Origin of the sequence: Hydrogenophaga sp. NFH-34 (assembly GCF_021401345.1) — a bacterium.
GTDB lineage: Bacteria > Pseudomonadota > Gammaproteobacteria > Burkholderiales > Burkholderiaceae_C > Hydrogenophaga > Hydrogenophaga electricum.
This window is the reverse complement of record NZ_JACBGE010000014.1, coordinates 78,503-100,215: the sequence shown is the minus strand read 5'-3', so window position 1 is coordinate 100,215 and position 21,713 is coordinate 78,503. Positions and strand designations below refer to the sequence as shown.

Sequence of the window (21,713 nt, the reverse complement as noted above, 5' to 3'; positions counted from 1 at the left end):
GCTGGCGGCGTAGCCGCCAGCAGCTCCCTAAAATGGGGCCATGATTGCCCGCGAACCCACCCTGGCCCGTCTGGCCACCGCCGAATCCCTGTTGCTGCAGCCTTCGGGGCTGACGCCCGCCCATCTGCAAAAAGCGCTGGGCGAGATCATGTCGCACGGCGTCGACGATGCCGACCTGTATTTCCAGACCACGCGCCACGAAGGCTGGAGTCTGGAGGAGGGCATCGTCAAGACCGGCAGCTTCAGCATCGACCAGGGGGTGGGCGTGCGCGCGGTCAGCGGGGAAAAAACCGCTTTTGCCTATTCCGACGACCTGTCCTGGGACGCGCTGATCGACGCCGCGCACACCGTGCGCTCCATTTCCGGGCAGGGGCAGAGCCGCCGGGTGCGCGCCCGTGCGGCCAAAGTTTCAAAGTCGCGGTCGCTGTACCCGGAGCTGGACCCCATCGGCACGCTCGACAGTCAGGCCAAGATCGCGCTGCTGGAACAGGTCGAGCGGCTGGCCAAGGCCCGCGATCCGCGCGTGGTGCAGGTCATGGCCGGCCTGGCGGCGGAGCACGACGTGGTGCTGGTCGCGCGTGCCGATGGCACGCTGGCGGCCGATGTGCGGCCGCTGGTGCGCCTGTCCGTGACGGTGATCGTCGAGCAGAAGGGCCGGCGCGAAGTGGGCTCCTCCGGTGGCGGCGGCCGCTTCGGGCTGGCCTACTTCGACGAGGCCACGGTCGGCACCTATGTCGACGAGGCCGTGAACGCCGCGCTGACCAACCTGGAGGCCCGACCTGCGCCGGCCGGCGAAATGACGGTGGTGCTCGGCCCTGGCTGGCCGGGCGTGCTGCTGCACGAAGCGGTGGGCCATGGCCTGGAAGGTGACTTCAACCGCAAGGGCTCGAGCGCGTTTGCCGGGCGCATCGGCCAGCGGGTTGCCGCCAAGGGCGTGACGGTGCTGGACGACGGCACCATCGCCGACCGCCGGGGCTCGCTCAACGTCGACGACGAGGGTCAGGCGACACAGCAAAACGTGCTGATCGAGGATGGCATCCTCAAGGGTTACATCCAGGACGCCATGAACGCCCGCCTGATGGGCGTCAAACCCACGGGCAACGGCCGCCGTGAGAGCTATGCGCACGTGCCGATGCCGCGCATGACCAATACCTACATGCTGGGCGGCGACCGCAGCCCCGAGGAAATCGTTGCCTCCATCAAACGCGGCCTGTATGCCACCAACTTCGGTGGCGGGCAGGTGGACATCACCAGCGGCAAGTTCGTGTTCTCGGCCAGCCAAGCCTACTGGGTGGAAAACGGCCAGATTCAGTACCCGGTGAAGGGCGCGACCATCATCGGCAACGGCCCCGATGCGCTGACCCGCGTGAGCATGATCGGCAACGACCTGCGCCTGGACAGCGGCGTCGGCACCTGCGGCAAGGAAGGCCAGAGTGTGCCCGTGGGGGTGGGGCAGCCCACGCTGCGCATCGACGGGCTGACGGTCGGGGGCACGGTGTGAGCCCGGCGCTGTCCAGGACCGCTGAGCGGCCCAGGAGCCGTTTTGTGCTACATTCTTTCGCCATGCAAGCGCGTCAAGCCTTTTCCTTCGGCTTTTACTTTTGGTTCTCTGTCCCCGGCGGACGAGAGGCCTCGGTGTAAGCGCGCAGCAGAACCGAATCCCCCCAAACCGCCGGGCCCGCAGCCCGGCGGTTTTTTTTTGCCCCCTTTTTTTCCATCTCGCGAGGAGCTCATCGATGAACGCCAAAGCCACCACCGCCAGCGATGCCTGGTACGTCCGGCCTGCCGACAAGACCAGCCAGACCGACGACCAGCGCATCAAGGACATCACCGTGCTCCCGCCTCCCGAACACCTCATCCGCTTCTTCCCGATTGCCGGGACCCCGGTGGAAAAACTGATCCAGCAGACCCGCCAGCGCATCCATGACATCCTGCATGGCAAGGACGACCGGCTGCTCGTGGTGATCGGGCCCTGTTCCATCCACGACCCGGCGGCCGCACTCGACTACGCGCGGCGCCTGAAGCCGCTGCGCGAGCGGTACGCCGACACGCTGGAGATCGTGATGCGGGTCTACTTCGAAAAGCCGCGCACTACCGTCGGCTGGAAGGGACTGATCAACGATCCGTACCTCGACGAAAGCTACCGCATCGACGAGGGGCTGCGCATCGCGCGCCAGCTGCTGATCGAGATCAACCGCCAGGGCCTGCCGGCCGGCTCTGAGTTCCTGGACGTGATCAGCCCCCAGTACATCGGCGACCTGATCGCCTGGGGCGCCATCGGCGCGCGCACCACCGAAAGCCAGGTGCACCGCGAACTGGCCTCGGGCCTGTCGGCGCCCATCGGTTTCAAGAACGGCACCGATGGCAACATCAAGATCGCCACCGACGCCATCCAGGCGGCTGCGCGCGGCCACCACTTTCTGTCGGTGCACAAGAACGGCCAGGTGGCCATCGTGCAGACCCATGGGAACAAAGACTGTCACGTCATCCTGCGCGGGGGCAAGGCCCCCAATTACGACGCCGGCAGCGTGGCGGCGGCGGTCAAAGAGCTCGAAGCGGCTAAGCTCACGCCGCGCCTGATGGTCGATTGCAGCCATGCCAACAGCAGCAAGCAGCATGAGAAGCAGCTCGATGTGGCGCGCGACATCGGGGCACAGATTGCGGGCGGATCGACCAGCGTCTTCGGGGTCATGATCGAGAGCCACATCGAGGCTGGCGCCCAGAAATTCACGCCGGGCAAGGATGCCGTGGACGGGCTGGTGTACGGCCAGAGCATCACCGATGCCTGCCTGGGCTGGGGCGATTCGCTGCAGGCGCTCGAAGAGCTGGCGCAGGCGGTTCGCCGCCGCCGGGGCTGATCGGCCCCTTTTTAAGGCCCCTGTTCGTGCAATGTGTCTCGCACCCGGAGGCCGAACCCGTTGAGACGGGCCGGGAGCACCGCTATGCTGGGGTGCCACAAGCCACGTGATCGCGACAGGGGCATGGTGCCTTGCGAGGCGGGCGAAGAGGAGTCGGTGTGGAGCAGCCGGTATTGCGTCTGGGGTTGTTGGGGTTTGACCCCGCGGCACAGGCACGGCTGACGGCATGGGTGGCGCAGGTGCAGCCAGGCTGGCCGGCCTGGCTGTGTGGCGATCCGCACAGGGCAGACGCCTGGATGATCCGGGGAGGTGCCGTGGCGGTGCACGGGCGGGACGGTGTCGTCATCCACCACCCGTTCGGCAGCGGCGAGCGGTGGTTGCTCAACCGGGCCGAGGTGGATCGGCCGCTGGCCTTTGCCTGCCCGCTGCCGGTGGGCTTTGCCTCCGCCGAGTTCTTCGAGGCCGATGACGAAGCCGCCGTGCGTCAGCGTCTGCAGCGGTTCGAAGCCTGGTTGCGTCCGCTGCGCAGCCAGTTTGCGCTGGGGGGCGAAGTGGTGCGCCGCATGGGCGCCCACAAAGGGGCGGTGGTGCATCTGCTGCATGAGGAGCGCCTGCTGGCCGTGATCGATTTCCGGCGCTGGCAAGCGGGCCTGCTGGTGCCGGCACGTCCGGTGGACTTGGCCATGGCGCAGTGGGTTCGCCAGGCGCCGGGCAGTCCGGTCGAGATTCCGCCGGCCTTCATCCGGTTGCCGCTACAGCGGGTCATGTGGACCTATGCCGTGCGCACGCGGCTCGATATCCTGCCGCCGCGTTACCGGGACCGGCGGATCTACCTGCGCCGTGTGCCCCTCATGCCGGTGCGCTGGTTCGATGAACTGCATCTGGCACTGATGCGCGCCCTGCTGGCGGCGCCAGACACCCTGGATGCCTTGCGCCAGCGGGTGGACGCGCCCTTGTCGTCGGTAGCGCACCATCTGGCCGCGCTCTATTACGCCGGTGCGCTGACCACCGACAGCGACAGCGCCCGGCGGGCCGAGTTGCAGGCCCGGGAGGCCGTGGCGCAACTGACTTCAGGTGCCGAGGGCGCGCTGGCGGCGCCCTCGGCGCGGTCAGCGCCTGCCGGGTCGACCCTGCCACTTTACGATGCCGTGCATTCGCCGCTGCGCCGGCCCCTGGATCCGCCGCCGGCTTGAGCCGCTCCCTGATGGGGGTTCTGTCATGGAGCGGCTGGGGGCGGGGATGTCCCATCCGGAGGAACCCTCAAATAGTCGTGCCAGCGGCAGTCGGCGCGCGCCGCGCGGCCGACAATGGGGGCCGTTCGTTTTGACCACCAAGGATCCCGTCATGCGCAGCCAACTCACCGTGAAATGGAGCGATACCGCCGTCTACCCGTTCGACCTGGAAGAGCAGCAGCCCCTGCCGCATGACCAGGCGCGCGCTTGGCTGGACGAGCAGTTCACCTTTTTCGGGTGTGAACCGATCCGGCTGACGGGCAAGGTGCTCACGGCCGACAAGGTGCTGAGTGTGGCGCAGGCCGCCGGGGAAGCCCGTTTTCGCGACCCTGCGCACCGGGCCTGGGCCATGGCCTTTGCGCGGGCGGCCAGTGCCGCGTTGGCCAAACCCGTGGTGACCGTGGACCTGCCGGCGCTGACCGTCGGCTACTGAGGTTCGGCCCGCGGCAGGTCTCAGGCGCGAGCGAGCGCGTTCAGCAGGCGCTGGTGGATGCCGCCAAACCCCCCGTTGCTCATGCAAACGATGTGGTCGCCGGGGCGTGCCGCAGCGCGGATCTGGGTGATCAGGGTGTCGACGTCGGGCGCCACCTGGGCCCTGGCGCCCATGGGCGCCAGGGCTTCCTCGGCGTTCCAGTCGAGCCCGCCCGTGTGGCAGAAGGCCAGGTCGGCCGGCTCCAGGCTCCAGGGCAGTTGGGCCTTCATCGTGCCCAGCTTCATGGTGTTGCTGCGTGGCTCGAACACGGCGAGGATGCGCCCTGCGTCGCCGTCGGTGCCCAGCTTGCGACGCAGCCCGTCGAGCGTGGTGCGGATGGCGGTGGGGTGGTGGGCGAAGTCGTCGTAGACCGTGAGGGGGGGCTGGCCGTCCCGCGCCACGGTGCCACGGACTTCCATGCGGCGACGCACATTCTGGAAACTGCCCAGCGCCCGAGCCGCATCGGCCGGTGCCACGCCCACGTGTTCGGCCGCGGCGATGGCCGCCAGCGCATTGAGCTGGTTGTGCTGACCGGTCAGTGACCATTCGACGCGCGCCACCGGTTCGCCGCGCCGGTGCACATCGAAGGCGTGAGGCTCGCCGTGGGCCGTGAAGTCGCTGACCGCTGCGCCGAAGCTGCGCACCTCGCTCCAGCAGCCTTGGTGCAGCACGCGGTCCAGGCTCTCTTCGAGGCCGTTGGTCACCACGCGGCCGGTGCCGGGCACGGTGCGCACCAGGTGGTGGAACTGGCGCTCGATCGCGGCCAGATCCGGAAAGATGTCCGCGTGGTCGAACTCCAGGTTGTTCAGGATGGCCGTGCGCGGCCGGTAGTGCACGAACTTGCTGCGCTTGTCAAAGAACGCGGTGTCGTACTCATCGGCCTCAATGACGAACGTGGGCCCCCACGCTGCGCCACTTTGGGGCGATCCGGTGGCGAAACGGCTTTCGCTGGTCGAGGTCTGTCCACCCAGGCGCGCCGAAACGCCGAAATTCATCGGGACGCCCCCGACCAGAAAGCCCGGATGCAGGCCATTGGCTTCCAGCACCCAGGCCAGCATCGACGTGGTGGTGGTCTTGCCGTGCGTGCCGGCCACGGCCAACACATGGCGGCCTTGCAGCACGTGTTCGGCCAGCCATTGGGGGCCGCTGGTATAGGGCACACCGGCGTCGAGGATGGCCTCCATCAGCGGGAATTTGGGCGAACCATCTGGCAGGCGCGCCCGGCTGACCACGTTGCCGATGACGAACACGTCGGGGGCCAAGGCCAATTGATCGGCGTCGAACCCCTCGATGAGATCGATGCCCAGCGCCCGCAACTGGTCGCTCATGGGGGGGTAGACCCCGGCGTCGCAGCCAGTGACGCGGTGGCCGGCCTCGCGGGCCAGGGCGGCAAGGCCTCCCATGAAGGTGCCGCAGATGCCCAATATATGAATATGCATGGCCCCGGATTCTAGGGGCGACCCCAGGCGCTGGCGGGTCTGTCCGGGGTTTCTGGCGGGTGCGTGCCCGAGCCGGCACAATGGCGGGATGGTTGCTCTTCATTCGCCGGCCGACGGCCTGGCTGAAATCGCTGCAGTGGCAGCCCGCCTGGTGGTGGAAGACGGTCTGGAATACGCTGCGGCCAAGCGCCAGGCTGGCCGTCAGCTGGGGGTTTCGCCACGCGGGCCCTGGCCCGACAACGCGCAACTGGATGCCGCGGTGCGTGAGCACATTGCGGTGTTCTGCGCCGATACGCAGCCGGTGCAGTTGCAGGCGCTGCGCGAACTGGCGCTGCACTGGATGGACCGGCTGGCTGAGTTTCAGCCCCATGTGGGCGGGGCCGTCTGGCACGGCACCGCCACACAACACAGTGACATCTATCTCCAACTGTTCTGTGACGATCCGAAATCGCTCGAGTGGCGCCTGATGGATCTGCGAATCGATTACCAGCCTGGTTCGGTGACGGGCTGGAAAGGTGAGCTGGTGGACGTACTGACGGTGCGCGTCCGCAGTCAGGAGCTGGGCCCTGTGCTCATTCATCTCATGGCCCATGACCGCGATGATGTGCGCGGCGCGCTCAAGCCCGATACCCAGGGGCGCAAGCCCCGTGGCGACGCCAGGGCCCTGCGTGCGCTGATGGCGCCGCCGGGAGAGTCCGCATGACGCCGCGTCGGCGCGCCCTCGCTGGCTGGATCGCGGTGGGCGGGGCCGCAGCGGCGGCCGGTGCCGGTGTGGCCTGGTGGCGCTACCGCCCCGGGCCGGTGTTTTCCGAGGCTGAAGCCGCGTTCTGGGCGCTGCAACTGGACGACCCGCAGGGCGCGCCGGTGGCGATGTCGATGTTCCAGGGGCGCCCCTTGCTGGTCAACTTCTGGGCCACCTGGTGCCCACCCTGTGTCGAAGAGTTGCCCTTGCTGAACCGCTTCCACGAGGCCCGGTCGGGGCAGGGCTGGCAGGTGGTGGGCGTGGCGGTGGATCAACCCAGCGCCGTGCGCCAGTTCGTGCAGAAGTTGCCGCTGCGTTTTCCTGTCGCCATGGCTGGCCTGGGGGGCACCGAGCTCAGCCGGCGCCTGGGCAACCCGTCAGGCGGGCTGCCCTACACAGTGGTGTTCGGGGCCGAAGGGCGGGTTCTGCATCGAAAAATCGGCAAAGTGTCCGAGGCGGACCTGGATCAATGGGCCCAATTGGGGTGATGGTTTGCATGCGGCTACCGTTTGTCTATCACCTGCCAAAATCGGCCAAATCGCGGTAAATTCGGCACCCCCTTGCGCGACAAAATCTGTTGCGCCGGAGAGCGCACACCGCACCCCTTGGCGTTCGTGTACACTGCGGCACCCCGTCAAATGCCACTCTTTGTTTCATTTTGCTGAAAGATGCATGAAGATGAGTTGGTTTAAGGGAATTTCGTTGGAGAAATCATGGATCTGAGAAAACTCAAGACACTGATCGACCTGGTGTCCGAGTCGAACGTGTCGGAATTGGAAATCACCGAGGCGGAAGGCAAGGTGCGCATCGTCAAAGGCATGCCCGGAGGCCTGGCCGCGCCGGTGACGTACGCGATGGCTCCCGCCGCTGCGCCGGTGGCCCCGGTGCCCGCTCCGGCGGTCGAGGTGGCGGCCGTGGCGCCGGCAGCGGCCAGCGTGCCGGCTGGGCACATCGTCAAGTCGCCCATGGTGGGCACGTTCTACCGCGCATCCAGCCCCGGTGCTAAGCCGTTTGCCGAGGTGGGTGCCACGGTGAAGGAAGGCGAGACGATCTGCATCGTCGAGGCCATGAAAATCCTCAACGAAATCGAGGCCGACAAGTCCGGCACGATCACCCAGGTGCTGGTCGAAAACGGCCAGGCGGTGGAATACGGCCAGCCCCTGTTCGTCATCGAATAAGGCTTTGCTGAGCCCATGTTCAAGAAAATCCTGATCGCCAATCGAGGCGAAATCGCCCTGCGTATCCAGCGCGCCTGCCGCGAACTGGGCGTCAAGGCGGTGATGGTCTATTCGGAGGCCGACCGCGACGCCAAATACGTGCGTCTGGCGGATGAGGCGGTCTGCATCGGCCCGGCGCAGTCGGCCCAGAGCTACCTCAACATGCCGGCCATTATCTCGGCGGCCGAAGTGACGGACGCCGAGGCCATTCACCCGGGTTATGGCTTCCTGTCGGAAAACGCCGACTTTGCCGAGCGCGTGGAAAAGAGCGGTTTCACCTTCATCGGTCCCACGCCCGACTCCATCCGCCTGATGGGCGACAAGGTGTCGGCCAAGCAGGCCATGATCAAGGCCGGTGTGCCCTGCGTGCCCGGCTCCGACGGTGCCCTGCCGGACGATCCGGCCCAGATCAAGCGCATCGCCAAGTCGGTGGGTTACCCGGTGATCATCAAGGCGGCCGGCGGCGGTGGCGGACGCGGCATGCGTGTGGTTCACACGGAAGCGGCGCTGATCCATGCTGTGCAGACCACGAAGGCCGAAGCGGGGGCTGCGTTCGGCAACCCCGAGGTCTACATGGAGAAGTTTCTCCAGAACCCGCGCCACATCGAGATCCAGATCCTGGCCGATACGCACCGCAACGCGGTCTATCTGGGCGAGCGCGACTGCTCCATGCAGCGGCGCCACCAGAAAGTGATCGAAGAAGCGCCGGCGCCGGGCATTGCCCGCCGTCTGATCGAGAAGATCGGCGACCGTTGCGCCGCGGCCTGCAAGAAGATCGGCTATCGCGGCGCCGGCACTTTCGAGTTCCTCTACGAAAACGGTGAGTTCTACTTCATCGAGATGAACACGCGCGTGCAGGTCGAGCACCCGGTCACCGAGCTGATCACGGGCATTGACATCGTGCGCACGCAGATCGCGGTGGCGGCCGGTGAGAAACTGCCGTTCACCCAGCGGCAGATCCAGTTGCGTGGTCATGCCATCGAGTGCCGGGTCAACGCCGAGGATCCGTACAAGTTCGTGCCGTCGCCTGGTCGCATCACCACCTGGCACGCACCGGGTGGCCCCGGGGTGCGCGTGGACTCGCACGTCTACACCAACTATTTCGTGCCACCGAACTACGACTCGATGATCGGCAAGATCATCGTGCACGGGGACACCCGCGAGCAGGCGCTGGCGCGCATGCGCACGGCGCTGGCCGAGACGGTGGTCGAAGGCATCAAGACCAATATCCCCCTGCATCGCGAGCTGATGGTCGATGCCAGCTTCTCCGCCGGGGGAACCAACATCCACTACCTGGAGCACTGGCTCTCGCAGCACGAGCGCTGATGATCCCGACGCCCCGCCCGCGGGGCGTTTCTCTTTTGGTGTCTGGCCATGTCATCCTTGTTTGAATTGGTGCTTCTGGCACCGGAATCCGCGATCGAGAATCTGGGCGAGGCGCTGGACGCGCTGGACGCGCTGAGCGTGTCGGTCGAGGACGCCGACGCGCTCACTCCGGCCGAGCAGGCGCTGTTCGGTGAACCCGGCATGCCGCCGCCGAAAGAGGGTTGGCAGCGTTCCCGCGTGCAGGCGCTGTTCGCCACGGAGGCCGCGGCCCGCGATGCGGCGCAACTGCTGCAAGCACAGGATTTTTTTGACGGCTGCGAGGTGCTGGGCGTGCAGCCTGTGGCCGAGCAGGACTGGGTGCGGCTGACGCAGTCGCAGTTCGACCCGGTGGAGATCACCCCGTCGTTCTGGATCGTGCCGAGCTGGCACGAGCCGCCGGCTGCCGCGCAGCAGGTCATCCGCCTGGACCCGGGACTGGCCTTCGGGACCGGTACCCATCCGACCACGCGCATGTGCCTGCGCTGGATCGCCGCGCAAGGACACGACCAGCCACGCGTGCTGGACTACGGCTGTGGCTCGGGCATTCTGGCCATCGGTGCGGCCAAATTCGGTGCGCGGCATCTGGACGCCGTGGACATCGACCCGGCAGCGGTGGAAGCCACGCGCCTGAATGCGTCGGCCAACCATGTACAGCTGACCGCCGGGTTGCCCGATGCTGCCCAGGGGGTCTACGACCTGGTGCTGGCCAACATTCTGGCGACGCCGCTGAAAGTGCTGGCACCCTTGCTGTGCGCCCACGTGCGCGAGGGCGGGTACCTGGTGCTCGCGGGCATCCTGTCGCGCCAGGCCGATGAACTGCGCGCGGCGTACGCGCCCTGGGTGTCCCTGTCCGTCAGCGACGAAGAAGAGGGCTGGATCCTGATGACGGCACGCAAGGCCTGAGGGCCGCGTGGCACGTCGGTCGGGATAGCCCTGCTGCAATAATCGCTGCATGGGGTTCATCACGCGTTGCCCGGCCTGCGGCACGGCCTTCAAGGTCGTCCCGGACCAGTTGAAAATTTCCGACGGCTGGGTGCGTTGCGGGCACTGTGCGGACGTGTTCGACGCCACGCTGTACTTGGACATGCTCGAACCCGTGGCCAGGCAGGAGTCCACGCCTGTCCCCCTGGTGGCTGATCCACCGCCCCCTCGGGAAGACGATGCGGATTGGCTGGTGATGCCCCCACCCGAGCCGTCGCCGCCGGCCGTCCCCCTTGCCGAGCAGCCTGCTGCGGCGCACGGCATCGATGTGCTGCTGGATCACGAACCGGAGCCATTGGCCGTGCCACCCGGGGCATCGTGGTCGTCGGGCCCGGTCGCCGAGCGGTCCGCCGCCGACAGCCTGCTTCCCGGTGCAGACGATTTTCACGCAGAGCTGGCGGCCTTTGCCGCCGCCGCGCGTCCCGAGCCCGAGACCGGCTCTGCCCAGAACGCTGCCGAACCTTTTGTGGTGCCGCAGAAGGCGGTGATGGTCGCCGCCGTGCGCCCGCCCGGCATCCCTTCTGTGCCGGAGACGCCGCCCGCGTCGGCGGTGACGTCCGTGACCCGGCCACCGTCGGCGTCGGAAGGTGAACGGCACGCACCCGTGGCCGCCGAGCCGGGTTTTGTGCGCCAGGCCCGCAAGCAGGCTTTCTGGCGCCTGCCCGTGGTCCGTTCGGGGCTGCTCGTTGGGGCGCTCTTGCTCGGCATGGCCCTGTTGACCCAGGTAGCGGTGCACGAGCGGGACCGCTGGGCTGCGGCCTATCCAGGTCTTCGGCCGTGGTTGGAAACCCTGTGCAAACCTTGGCAATGCGCGATCCAGCCTCTGCAACACCTGGACGCGGTGGTCATCGAAAGCTCCAGCCTCGTGCGCCGCGTGGGTGATATGTACGGGTTCGAGCTGGTGCTGAAGAACAACGCGTCGGCCGCGGTGGCCATGCCGGCGCTGGAGCTGAGTCTGACCGATCTGCGCGACCAGGTGCTGGCACGCCGGGTGTTTTTGCCGGCCGAGCTGCCGGGGCGCCCCGAGAGCCTGGCGCCGGGCGAGCGCCTGCCGGTCACGCTCAGCCTGAAGCTCGCCCAGGAACCCACGACCGCCATGACCGGTTATCGGGCCCTGGTTTTTTACCCCTGACTGTCTGATCACGACCCATGTCCATCCTCATCTGCGGCTCGCTGGCTTTCGACACCATCATGACGTTCGAAGGTCGCTTCGCCGAACAGATCCTGCCGGATCAACTGCATATCCTCAACGTGTCCTTCCTGGTGCCGGGCATGCGCCGAGAGTTCGGTGGTTGCGCCGGCAACATCGCCTACGGTCTGCGGCAACTGGGTTCGCCGGCCATGCCGCTGGCGATGCTGGGCAACGACGGGCAGGACTATGTGCAGCGCCTGGTGTCGCTGGGTGTCGACACCCGGGCGGTGGGGGTGAGCGAGCAGGCCTATACCGCGCAGGCGATGATCATGACCGACCGCGACAACAACCAGATCACGGCCTTCCACCCCGGCGCCATGTCGCTGGCCCACCAGACGGCAGTCCCTCTCGATGCCGGGGTCAAGCTGGCCATCATTGCACCCGATGGGCGTGACGCGATGATCGACCATGCCCGGCAGTTGGCCGCAGCCGGTGTGCCCTTCATCTTTGATCCGGGACAGGGGCTGCCGATGTTCAACGGTGACGAGTTGCGCCAGTTCGTCCAGCAGGCACGCTGGGTGGCGGTCAACGACTACGAAGCGCGCATGCTCAGTGACCGCACGGGGCTGTCGCTGGAGGCCTTGGCGGCCGAAGTGGACGGTTTGTTGGTCACCTTGGGTGAGCAGGGCTGCGATGTCTATGCCGATGGGCAGGTGACCCGCGTGCCGGGTGTGTCGGCCGACGCGGTGGTTGACCCGACCGGATGTGGGGATGCATTCCGGGCCGCGCTGCTGCACGGCTTGTTGCAAGGGTGGTCTTTGGTGCGCTGTGCCGAGCTGGGCAATCGCCTGGGTGCTCTGAAGATCGCCAGCCGCGGTGGGCAGAACTACCGGTTGTCTTCCGCGTAAAGACAGGTCCAAAGGCGGTGAGGTCGCGATGGCCTGCACCCAGAAAAAAAGCCCGGCTTGCGCCGGGCTTTCAGGTTCAAACCTGTTGAATCAGGGCTTGCTGGACGTCGGGAACGGCCAGGCAGCCTGGGGATTCAGCTTGGTTTGAGCTGCAGGGGCCGCTGGGGCAGCCGGCTTTTTAGCCGGCGCGGCTTTTTTTGCGGGGGCAGCCTTCTTGGCCGGAGCGGCCTTCTTCGCCGGAGCAGCGGCCTTCTTCGCCGGAGCAGCAGCCTTCTTCGCCGGGGCAGCGGCCTTCTTCGCCGGAGCAGCGGCCTTCTTCGCCGGAGCAGCAGCCTTCTTCGCCGGAGCAGCAGCCTTCTTCGCCGGAGCAGCAGCCTTCTTCGCCGGAGCAGCAGCCTTCTTCGCCGGAGCAGCGGCCTTCTTCGCCGGAGCGGCCTTCTTCGCCGGAGCAGCGGCCTTCTTGGCCGGAGCGGCCTTCTTGGCCGGAGCGGCCTTCTTGGCCGGAGCGGCCTTCTTGGCCGGAGCGGCCTTCTTGGCCGGAGCGGCCTTCTTGGCCGGGGCGGCCTTCTTGGCCGGAGCGGCCTTCTTGGCCGGGGCGGCCTTCTTGGCCGGGGCGGCCTTCTTGGCCGGGGCGGCCTTCTTGGCCGGGGCGGCCTTCTTCGCAGTTGCCATTGTTTTCTCCTTGATCAAGTTGCAAAGAGCACTTCGCGCGAAAACATTTCGCGGAAGCGATTCAAGGCCTTGCCGCCAGGCGGGTGCACCCACGGATGGCGGCAGGGCGTTGAATCTGGTGACGAAACCGCCCAGCCGGTCAGCAGACGCGGGTGGGAAGGTTTCGGTGAACGGGTGTTCATGAAAGCAGCGGAAGAGGCGTCAATCCCAGGACAGGGCACCACCGGACTGGTATTCGATGACACGGGTCTCGAAGAAATTGCGCTCCTTTTTGAGATCGATCATCTCGCTCATCCAGGGGAACGGGTTTTCTTCGTTGGGGAACAGGGGGTCGAGGCCGATCTGCGTGGCGCGCCGGTTGGCGATGTAGCGCAGATAGCCTTTGAACATGGAGGCGTTGAGACCCAGCACGCCGCGCGGCATGGTGTCTTCAGCGTAGCGGTACTCGAGGTCCACCGCCTTGAGGAAAAGCTCCTTGATCTCGGCCTTGAACTGCGGGGTCCACAGCATCGGGTTTTCGAGCTTGATGGCGTTGATGAGGTCGATGCCGAAATTGCAGTGCATCGACTCGTCGCGCAGGATGTACTGGTACTGCTCGGCGGCACCGGTCATCTTGTTCTGCCGGCCCAGCGCCAGGATCTGCGTGAAGCCGACGTAGAAGAACAGGCCTTCCATCAGGCAGGCGAACACGATCAGGCTCTTGAGCAAGGTCTGGTCGGTTTCGGGGGTGCCGGTGTGGAAGTTCGGGTCCATGATCGCGTCGATGAACGGGATCAGGAACTCGTCCTTGTCGCGGATGCTGGAGACCTCGTGATAGGCGTTGAAGATTTCACCTTCGTCCAGTCCCAGCGATTCCACGATGTACTGGTAGGCGTGGGTGTGGATGGCCTCTTCGAAGGCCTGGCGCAGCAGGAACTGGCGGCATTCGGGCGCCGTGATGTGGCGGTAGGTGCCGAGCACGATGTTGTTGGCGGCCAGCGAATCGGCGGTGACAAAGAACCCGAGGTTGCGCTTGATGATGCGGCGCTCGTCTTCGCTCAGGCCGTTGGGGTCTTTCCAGAGCGCGATGTCGCGGCTCATGTTCACTTCCTGCGGCATCCAGTGGTTGGCGCAGGTGGCGAGGTATTTTTCCCAGGCCCATTTGTACTTGAACGGCACCAGTTGGTTGACGTCGGTCTGGGCGTTGATGATGCGCTTGTCGGCCACGTTGACGCGGCGCTGCTCGCTGTGACCGTCGGCACGGGCAGACGGTGCAACTGGCGCACGGGCCGATGACAGGGAGGAAGCGGAGGGCACGGCCGGCGTTTGAGAAGCCGGGTTCAAGGGTGCGGGCTTGGCGGTGGGTGTGACGTGATCGTCCCAGGTCAGCATAGGTCCATCCAATTCAGCGGATTATCGAAGGGTCTCGAAGCCACGGCAACTAAATCCAAGGCATTGCATTCGTGGCGCGAGCGGGGTGTTGCTGTGTCGCATCGATTGCGCGATGGAATCGGCGGATCGTGAACACCCCGTTGCATGGCGTTGGGGCTTATTGGCAGGCCTCGCAGCCCGGGTCGTCGATGGCGCAGAACTTGATGTCGGTGGCCGGTTCGATGGCAGCCTCGACCGCCGCGATCACCGGTGCCGCTGCCGCGACTTCGGCCGAGTGGGCCGAGACCGCGTTGAGCTGGCCCGCGCGGCCCGTGGACTTTTCGGCCTGCGTGGCCGAGGTGGTGCGCAGGTAGTAGGTGGTCTTGAGGCCGCGCAGCCAGGCGAGCTTGTAGGTCTCATCGAGCTTCTTGCCCGAGGCGCCGGCCATGTAGATGTTCAGGCTCTGCGCCTGATCGATCCACTTCTGCCGCCGCGCTGCGGCTTCGACGAGCCAGGTCGGCTCGACTTCGAAGGCGGTGGCGTACAGGGCCTTGATGTCTTGCGGCACGCGGTCGATGGCGCGCAGCGAGCCGTCGAAGTGCTTGAGGTCCATCACCATCACGTCGTCCCACAGACCCAGGCGTTTCAGGTCCTTGACCAGGTAGCCATTGATGACCGTGAACTCGCCCGAGAGGTTGGACTTGACCGACAGGTTGCCGAAGCAAGGCTCGATCGAGGCGTCCACGCCGATGATGTTGGAGATCGTGGCGGTCGGGGCGATGGCGACGCAGTTGGAGTTGCGCATGCCGTCGCGCGCGATCTTCTGGCGCAGCGCGTCCCAGTCCAGGGTGGCGGCGCGGTTGGTATCGACATAGCCGCCGCGCTGCTGGGCCAGCAGGTCCAGCGAATCGAGCGGCAGCACGCCGCGGTCCCACAGCGAGCCCTTGAAGCTCGAATAGCGGCCGCGTTCGCTGGCCAGTTCGGTCGAGGCCCAGTAGGCGTAGTAGCAGATGGCTTCCATCGAACGGTCGGCAAATTCCACCGCGGCGTCGGAGGCGTAGGGAATGCGCAGCTCGTACAGGGCGTCCTGGAAGCCCATCAGGCCCAGGCCCACCGGGCGGTGGCGCAGGTTGGAGTCGCGGGCTTTCTTGACCGCGTAGTAGTTGATGTCGATCACGTTGTCGAGCATGCGCATGGCCGTGTTGATGGTCTTGCGCAGCTTGGCGTGGTCGAGGTCCTTGCCGTTGGGGCCATCGACCAGGTGGCGAAGCAGGTTCACCGAGCCCAGGTTGCACACGGCGGTTTCGGTGTCGCTGGTGTTGAGCGTGATCTCGGTGCAGAGGTTGGACGAATGCACCACGCCGGCGTGCTGCTGGGGCGAACGCACGTTGCAGGCGTCCTTGAAGGTGATCCAGGGGTGGCCGGTCTCGAACAGCATCGAGAGCATCTTGCGCCACAGGTCGGTCGCGGGGATCTTCTTGTAGGGCTTGATCTCGCCGCGCGCGGCCTTCTCTTCGTAGGCCAGGTAGGCCTGCTCGAAGTCGGCGCCGAATTTGTCATGCAGGTCGGGCACGTTGCTGGGCGAGAACAGGCTCCAGTCGCCTTTCTCCATCACGCGCTTCATGAACAGGTCGGGAATCCAGTTCGCGGTGTTCATGTCGTGGGTGCGGCGGCGGTCATCACCGGTGTTCTTGCGCAGCTCCAGAAATTCTTCGATGTCCAGGTGCCAGGTTTCCAGGTAGGTGCAGACGGCGCCCTTGCGCTTGCCGCCCTGGTTCACGGCGACGGCTGTGTCGTTCACCACCTTGAGGAAGGGCACCACGCCCTGCGATTCGCCGTTGGTGCCCTTGATGTGGCTGCCCAACGCGCGCACGCGCGTCCAGTCGTTGCCCAGGCCGCCGGCAAATTTGGACAGCAGCGCGTTTTCCTTGATGGCTTCGTAGATGCCGTCCAGGTCGTCGGGCACGGTGGTCAGGTAGCAGCTCGACAGTTGCGAACGGCGCGTGCCGCTGTTGAACAGCGTGGGCGTGGACGACATGAAGTCGAACGAGGACAGCACCTCGTAGAACTCGATGGCGCGGGCTTCGCGGTCGATCTCGTTGAGCGACAGGCCCATGGCCACGCGCATGAAGAAGATCTGCGGCAGCTCGATGCGGGTCTTTCTGACGTGCAGGAAGTAGCGGTCGTACAGGGTCTGCAGACCCAGGTAGTCGAACTGCAGGTCGCGTTCCGGCTTGAGGGCTGCCGCCAGGCGCGGCAGGTCGAACTGCAGCAGCTTGTCGTCGAGCAGTTCGGCCTCAACGCCCTTCTTGATGGCCTGCGGGAAAAAGTCGGCGTAGCGGGTCGCCAGTTCGGTGCCGGGCACGTCCTCGCCCAGCACTTCCTTGGTGATGGTGTGCAGCAGCAGGCGGGCCGTGGCGTAGGTGTAGTCAGGGTCTTTTTCGATCAGCGTGCGCGCGGCCAGGATGGCGGCCTTGTAGACCTCTTCCATCGGCACGCCGTCGTACAGGTTGCGCTTGGTTTCGGCCACGATGGGGGCGGCCTGGACGTCGGCGCCCAGGTTGGCGCAGGCGGCCTCGATCAGCGCGTTCAGGCGCGGCAGGTCCAGGGGCACGCGCTGACCGTGGTCGATCACATGCAACAGGCTTTCGGCGGGCTGGGTGGCCTCGCCCTGGCGGGCGCGCTCCTGGGTGCGGCGTTCGCGGTAGAGCACGTAGGCGCGCGCCACTTCGTGGTGGCCGCCACGCATCAGGCCCAGTTCCACATGGTCCTGCACGTCCTCGATGTGGAAGGTGCCGCCGCCCGGGCGCGAACGCATCAGCGCACGGACCACGTTCTGGGTGAGGGCGTCGACGGTTTCGCGCACGCTGGCGGACGCCGCACCCTGGGTGCCGTGCACGGCCAGGAAGGCCTTCATCATCGCCACCGCGATCTTGCCGGGCTCGAAATGCACCACCGCACCATTGCGTCGAATGATCTGGTAGTGGGCATAGGGCGACGCCGTGCCCTGAAGCGTTTCGGCGCCAGGCCCTGCCGCCAGGAACGTGGGCGCGACGGACGACGGTGCGGTGGAGGGTGTGGTTTGCATGGTTCCTCTTGTGTTGGTGTTGTCGGGGGCCGGTCCTGGCTGGCAATGGCCGTTTCCGGTGGTCGCTGCGGGCATCGCCGTGAGGCGGTGGCGGACCAAGGTGTTTGAGCAGGGCACACTATATCTGGTGTGTATGCGTGGTTCAAGCCACTACCGGTAGTGTGTGGGGAAATTTCTTTGATCGGTGAGCCGGGCGTCATTGAGACGGGCAAAGGCCCGCGCCGGTGCTTGCTGGAGAGACTGGCCGTGGCGCAGGCGCCGTGCTCCGGGCGCTGTGGCCAGGGATACCTTGCGACGCGTGCGATGCAGGACGATTTGCCCCGGAATGCCGCACCAATGCTGGGTGGTGGTGCCTTCGACGAGGCTCAGCGGGCGCTGGCGGGAAAACGGTGCAGCGGCCAGCGCAGCGACCGTCGCAGCCGGGGCCAGTCGAAGCCCGGTCCGGGGTCCAGCTTGCGGCCGGGAGCGATGTGCTCGTGGCCGGCGACGTGGTCGATGGGGTAGTGCGTCTTGAGGGCGCGGCACAGCCGCACCAGCGCCTGGTACTGCGCCGGTTCGAACCGCTCGCCTTCGAGGCCTTCCAGTTCGACGCCGATGGAGTCGTCGTTGCACTGGCTGCGGCCACGCCAGTGCGACGCGCCAGCGTGCCAGGCGCGGTCGTCCGCGCTGACGAACTGGATCAATTCACCCGTGCGGCGAATGAAAAAGTGCGCCGAAACCTCCAGGCCGCGAATGGTCGCAAAGTAGGGGTGTGCGTCCCAGTCGAGGGTGTTGGTGAAGAGCTGTTCGACTTCGGGCCCGCCATAGATGCCGGGAGGCAGGCTGATGGAGTGCACCACGATGAGATCGATGACCGCGCCCGCCGGTCGCGGCCCGAAGTTGGGAGAGGGGCAGGCACGCGCCTCGGCCAGCCAGCCCTGCTGCCAGTGCGCGCCCCCGCGGCGGGCTGTGGCGGGGTCAGTCGCGGAAGGCATCGGCGCCGTCCGAGGGCAGGGCAATGCCCAGCCGCTGGATGCGGTAGCGGATCTGGCGCAGGTTCAACCCGAGCCGTGCCGCCGCCGCCGTGCGGTTGTAGTCGGTTTCCCTGAGGGCCTTGACCAGCATCTGGCGCTCCTGGTCGTCCAGGTAGGCCTGCAGGTCTGCCGGCAGCGCCGCGCTGGGTTCGGGCAAGGCAGCGTCCGGCGGCGGTGTTTCCTGCGGCGGGGCTGGGTGCGTCGCTGGCGGTTCGGGTGGCAGCGGATCGGGCACGGTGTCCGGGCTGTCATCGCCGAAATCCTCGGGCGCCAGCGTCTGTCCGTCGCACAGGGCCAGGGCGCGCTGCAGGAGGTTTTCCAGTTCGCGCACATTGCCCGGCAGTTCGCGCGACTGCAGCCAGGCCATCGCCTGGGCCGAGATCGCCGGGGCGGGCTGGCCGTATTCGTCGCAGACACGCCGCAGCAGCGCGTGCACCAGGAGCGGCAGATCGTCGCGCCGCTCCCGCAGGGACGGCAGGCGCAACTCGATCACGTTGAGCCGGTAAAACAGATCTTGTCGGAAGCCGTCCTGCCGCACCATGGTGGCCAGGTCGCGGTGGGTGGCACTGACCAGGCGCACGTCCACCGCTTCTTCTTGCACGCCACCCAGGGGGCGGACCCGCCGCTCCTGGATCACGCGCAGCAGCTTGGCTTGCATGGCCAGTGGCAGGTCGCCGATTTCGTCCAGGAACAGGGTGCCGCCGCGCGCGGCCTGGAAGTAGCCCTCGCGGTCGGCGCTGGCCCCGGTGTAGGCGCCTTTGCGGGCGCCGAAGAACTCCGCCTCGATCAGGTTTTCGGGGATGGCGCCGCAGTTGACGGCGACGAAGGGACCGCTGGCGCGGTGGCTGCATTCGTGCACCGCGCGCGCCACGAGTTCCTTGCCGGTGCCCGACTCGCCCAGGATCAGCACCGGCGCCATGCTGGTGGCGACCTTTTCGATGCGGGCACGGATCTGGGCCATGGCTTGTGAGGTGCCGACCAGGCGGGCCAGGGCCTGTTCTCCCGCGCTGGCGGGCGCGGTGGCTTCGGTGGCGTGGCCGGCGCCACGTTGGCTCTGCAGGGCCGCCACCACGGCCGTGCGGAACTGTTTGAGGTCCACGGGCTTGGTGAGGTAGTCGAAGGCGCCGGACTTGAGCGCCTCGACGGCGTTTTCGGCCGAACCGTAGGCCGTGATGACGATGGTGCGTTCCGGGCGTTGCCCGGCCTGGACTTCGCGCAACAGTTCCAGCCCGAGGCCATCGGGCAGGCGCATGTCGGTGATCAGCACATCGAAGTGCCGCGACGCCAGGCTGTGGCGGGCTTCGGCGAGGTCGGCGGCCGAGGTCACGTCATGCCCCTCGCGCAGCAGGGTCAGTTCGTAGAGAGTGCGCAGGTCGGGCTCGTCGTCGACCACAAGGACCGAGGCGCGGGGGGCGGCATTCATGGCGTCGGCGGGGGAGAAGGGGGCAGTTCGCTGGGGCGGCTCAGCATGGGGCGCGAGCGGGGAGGCTGCGAGTCGGCCGGCGGGTAGGCCAGGCTTTGCTGGGCCGGCTGGCGCTGCGACGGGGCGCCGCTGGGCATGAGCACATAGAACTCGTTGCCTTCGCGCTGGTCGAGCACACTGCGCTGGTAGGCGATCTGGGCGCCGTAGCGCTCGCACAGTTCGCGGCAGATGTAGAGGCCCAGGCCACTGGAGCGGCTCTCGGAGGAAAAGAACGGCTCGAACAGGTGTTTGAGCACGCTCGCTTCCAGCGGCAGGCCGTCGCTCCAGACCGAGAGCCGGATGCGTTCGGTGCCGGCCGGCTGGGTGATCACGCGGATCGAGGCGGGCTGGCCGCTGGCGTGCCGGCGTGCGTTGTCTAGCAGGTTCACCAGCAGACGCCGCAAGTGTTCCGGGTCGAAGCCCACGTGGCTGCCGGGCGCGTGCAGATGCACCCCCAGCGCAGGGCCGGCCTGCACCTGGCGGGTCCATTCCTGGGTGATCTGCCGCACCACCGCGTCCAGCGGGGTGAGGGTGGAGGTGTCACCCTGACTGGGCTGGGCGCGGGCCACGTTGAGGATGTCGTCGACGATGCGGGAGAGCCGTTGGGCGTTCTGCTCGATCATCCGGGTCAGGCGTTTCTGGGACGGATCGGCGACCTCTTCGTCCAGCAGGGCATTGGCCTGCGTGATGGCCGACAGCGGGTTGCGGATTTCGTGCGCGACGGCCGCCGACATGCGGCCCATGGAGGCGAGTTTTTCGGTCCGGACGCGGGCCTCCACCTCGCGCAGGTCTTCGAGGAACAGCACACACAGGCCCGTATGGTGTTTGCCGCCGGTCGCTGTGAGGCGGGTGCGGGCGTACAGGCGGTGGCGGGTAAGTTCGTCGATGTCGACGCGCAGTTCGGCCTCCATCGGGTGCCCCAGCAGGAAGGTCTGGTTCACCAGCTCCGCCAGGCTTTCCCAGCCCGGACGGGCCGACAGCAGCAGGCGCGTGTTGGGGGGGTGTCCGTCGCCCATCAGCATTTCGAGGGCGGCGGGGTTGGCGTTGCGCACCACGCCGTGTGTATCGGCCACGAGCACGCCTTCGCTGAGGCTGGCAATCACGAGTTCGTTGACCTGGGCCTGCGTGCGTGCGGCGGCCTGGCTGCTTTGCGCCACCGCCTCTTCCCGGGCCAGGCGCAGGGCCAACTGATGCGCCAGGATCGCCACCAGGAAAAACCCGGTGCCGGTCAGGCCGGCCTGCAGGAAGCGGGACGTCGAGGCATCGCCGACCAGGCCGGCATTGGTGGCGGTTTCCGCCAGCAGGTAGAGCGTGACGAAGGCCGCCGATCCCAGGCCCAGCAGCAGGGTACCGAGAATCGAGGCGAGCAGCACCGGCAGCGCGAACAGGGGCGTGAAGTTGATGCTGCCCTGCTGGAAGTACTGCAGCACGGCAAAGACGACCAGATCGACCCCGATGGTGGCCAGCCATTGCACCCGCAGCGCAGGGCCGATGCCGACGGGCCGCATCCACAGCAGCACGGCCAGCGCCGCCGCCAGGTGCAGCGAACTCAGCAGCACCAGCCAGTCGGGCCCCCCGGTGTTGTTGACCACCACGAACACTTCCAGGGCCAGCACCACCAGCGCGATGAAGACGCGGGCCCGCATGAACGCCCGCCACAGGCGGATGAAGCCGCGCTGGCGTGACTCGCTGCTGTCCGATCCGGCCGGGCCATCGTCGCCGATGAACCACGATGGGGCGAACTGGGATGCGGCGAAATGGGAAGAGGCCTCGAACCGCATG

At 66.9% G+C, this 21,713-nt stretch carries 18 protein-coding genes; 11 read left to right on the top strand and 7 right to left on the bottom strand.

What is annotated here, in order from left to right:
* The first annotated feature begins 40 nt into the window (after positions 1-40).
* The 4 genes from tldD to L0977_RS14720 all read left to right on the top strand — a co-directional run bounded on the left by tldD (position 41) and on the right by L0977_RS14720 (position 4,523).
* Positions 41-1,501, top strand: a complete 1,461-nt coding sequence (gene tldD, locus L0977_RS14735; RefSeq protein ID WP_234265605.1) for a metalloprotease TldD — start codon at positions 41-43, stop codon at positions 1,499-1,501.
* 235 nt (positions 1,502-1,736) lie between these two features.
* On the top strand, positions 1,737-2,858 hold the full coding sequence (locus L0977_RS14730; RefSeq protein WP_234265604.1) for a 3-deoxy-7-phosphoheptulonate synthase: 1,122 nt from the start codon (positions 1,737-1,739) through the stop codon (positions 2,856-2,858).
* Between the two features lie 158 nt (positions 2,859-3,016).
* A complete protein-coding gene (locus L0977_RS14725) occupies positions 3,017-4,051 on the top strand; it encodes a hypothetical protein (protein WP_234265603.1) in 1,035 nt (344 codons plus the stop codon).
* 151 nt (positions 4,052-4,202) lie between these two features.
* A complete protein-coding gene (locus L0977_RS14720; protein ID WP_234265602.1) occupies positions 4,203-4,523 on the top strand; it encodes a hypothetical protein in 321 nt (106 codons plus the stop codon).
* 20 nt (positions 4,524-4,543) lie between these two features.
* On the opposite strand, the gene mpl is transcribed toward L0977_RS14720, so the two are convergent.
* The gene (gene mpl, locus L0977_RS14715; RefSeq protein ID WP_234265600.1) at positions 4,544-6,001 is read right to left on the bottom strand and encodes a UDP-N-acetylmuramate:L-alanyl-gamma-D-glutamyl-meso-diaminopimelate ligase; all 1,458 of its coding nucleotides are present in this window, start codon (positions 5,999-6,001) and stop codon (positions 4,544-4,546) included.
* Positions 6,002-6,089: 88 nt separating this feature from the next.
* Between mpl and L0977_RS14710 the strand changes: the two genes are divergently transcribed.
* The 7 genes from L0977_RS14710 (at position 6,090) to L0977_RS14680 (ending at position 12,346) form a co-directional block, all read left to right on the top strand.
* Positions 6,090-6,704, top strand: coding sequence for a hypothetical protein (locus L0977_RS14710; protein ID WP_234265599.1), 615 nt, complete (start codon positions 6,090-6,092; stop codon positions 6,702-6,704).
* A complete protein-coding gene (locus tag L0977_RS14705) occupies positions 6,701-7,231 on the top strand; it encodes a TlpA family protein disulfide reductase (protein ID WP_234265598.1) in 531 nt (176 codons plus the stop codon). Before L0977_RS14710 ends, L0977_RS14705 begins: the two co-directional genes overlap by 4 nt.
* Before the next feature lie 225 nt (positions 7,232-7,456).
* Entirely contained in the window at positions 7,457-7,921 is a 465-nt protein-coding gene (accB, locus tag L0977_RS14700) for an acetyl-CoA carboxylase biotin carboxyl carrier protein (protein ID WP_234265597.1), read from the top strand.
* A gap of 15 nt (positions 7,922-7,936) precedes the next feature.
* Positions 7,937-9,286, top strand: a complete 1,350-nt coding sequence (gene accC / locus L0977_RS14695; RefSeq protein WP_234265596.1) for an acetyl-CoA carboxylase biotin carboxylase subunit — start codon at positions 7,937-7,939, stop codon at positions 9,284-9,286.
* Between the two features lie 57 nt (positions 9,287-9,343).
* Positions 9,344-10,228 (top strand): 50S ribosomal protein L11 methyltransferase, encoded by an 885-nt coding sequence (gene prmA, locus L0977_RS14690; RefSeq protein ID WP_234265651.1) that lies wholly within the window; start codon positions 9,344-9,346, stop codon positions 10,226-10,228.
* A 49-nt stretch (positions 10,229-10,277) separates the two neighbouring features.
* Entirely contained in the window at positions 10,278-11,438 is a 1,161-nt protein-coding gene (locus L0977_RS14685; protein ID WP_234265595.1) for a DUF3426 domain-containing protein, read from the top strand.
* A 17-nt stretch (positions 11,439-11,455) separates the two neighbouring features.
* Positions 11,456-12,346 (top strand): carbohydrate kinase family protein, encoded by an 891-nt coding sequence (locus L0977_RS14680; RefSeq protein WP_234265594.1) that lies wholly within the window; start codon positions 11,456-11,458, stop codon positions 12,344-12,346.
* Between the two features lie 90 nt (positions 12,347-12,436).
* On the opposite strand, the gene L0977_RS14675 is transcribed toward L0977_RS14680, so the two are convergent.
* The 6 genes from L0977_RS14675 to L0977_RS14650 all read right to left on the bottom strand — a co-directional run bounded on the left by L0977_RS14675 (position 12,437) and on the right by L0977_RS14650 (position 21,712).
* Positions 12,437-13,018 (bottom strand): histone, encoded by a 582-nt coding sequence (locus L0977_RS14675; protein ID WP_234265650.1) that lies wholly within the window; start codon positions 13,016-13,018, stop codon positions 12,437-12,439.
* A gap of 201 nt (positions 13,019-13,219) precedes the next feature.
* Complete coding sequence (locus tag L0977_RS14670) at positions 13,220-14,389, bottom strand: ribonucleotide-diphosphate reductase subunit beta (protein WP_234265593.1); 1,170 nt, start codon at positions 14,387-14,389, stop codon at positions 13,220-13,222.
* 157 nt (positions 14,390-14,546) lie between these two features.
* Positions 14,547-17,456 carry a ribonucleoside-diphosphate reductase subunit alpha gene (locus tag L0977_RS14665; RefSeq protein WP_234265592.1) on the bottom strand — a complete coding sequence of 970 codons (2,910 nt, stop codon included), beginning with the start codon at positions 17,454-17,456 and terminating at the stop codon, positions 14,547-14,549.
* A gap of 365 nt (positions 17,457-17,821) precedes the next feature.
* On the bottom strand, positions 17,822-18,430 hold the full coding sequence (gene ampD, locus L0977_RS14660; protein WP_234265591.1) for a 1,6-anhydro-N-acetylmuramyl-L-alanine amidase AmpD: 609 nt from the start codon (positions 18,428-18,430) through the stop codon (positions 17,822-17,824).
* Positions 18,414-19,892 (bottom strand): sigma-54-dependent transcriptional regulator, encoded by a 1,479-nt coding sequence (locus tag L0977_RS14655; RefSeq protein WP_234265590.1) that lies wholly within the window; start codon positions 19,890-19,892, stop codon positions 18,414-18,416. Before L0977_RS14655 ends, ampD begins: the two co-directional genes overlap by 17 nt.
* Entirely contained in the window at positions 19,889-21,712 is a 1,824-nt protein-coding gene (locus L0977_RS14650) for a sensor histidine kinase (protein ID WP_234265589.1), read from the bottom strand. Before L0977_RS14650 ends, L0977_RS14655 begins: the two co-directional genes overlap by 4 nt.
* Between the last annotated feature and the right edge of the window lies 1 nt (position 21,713).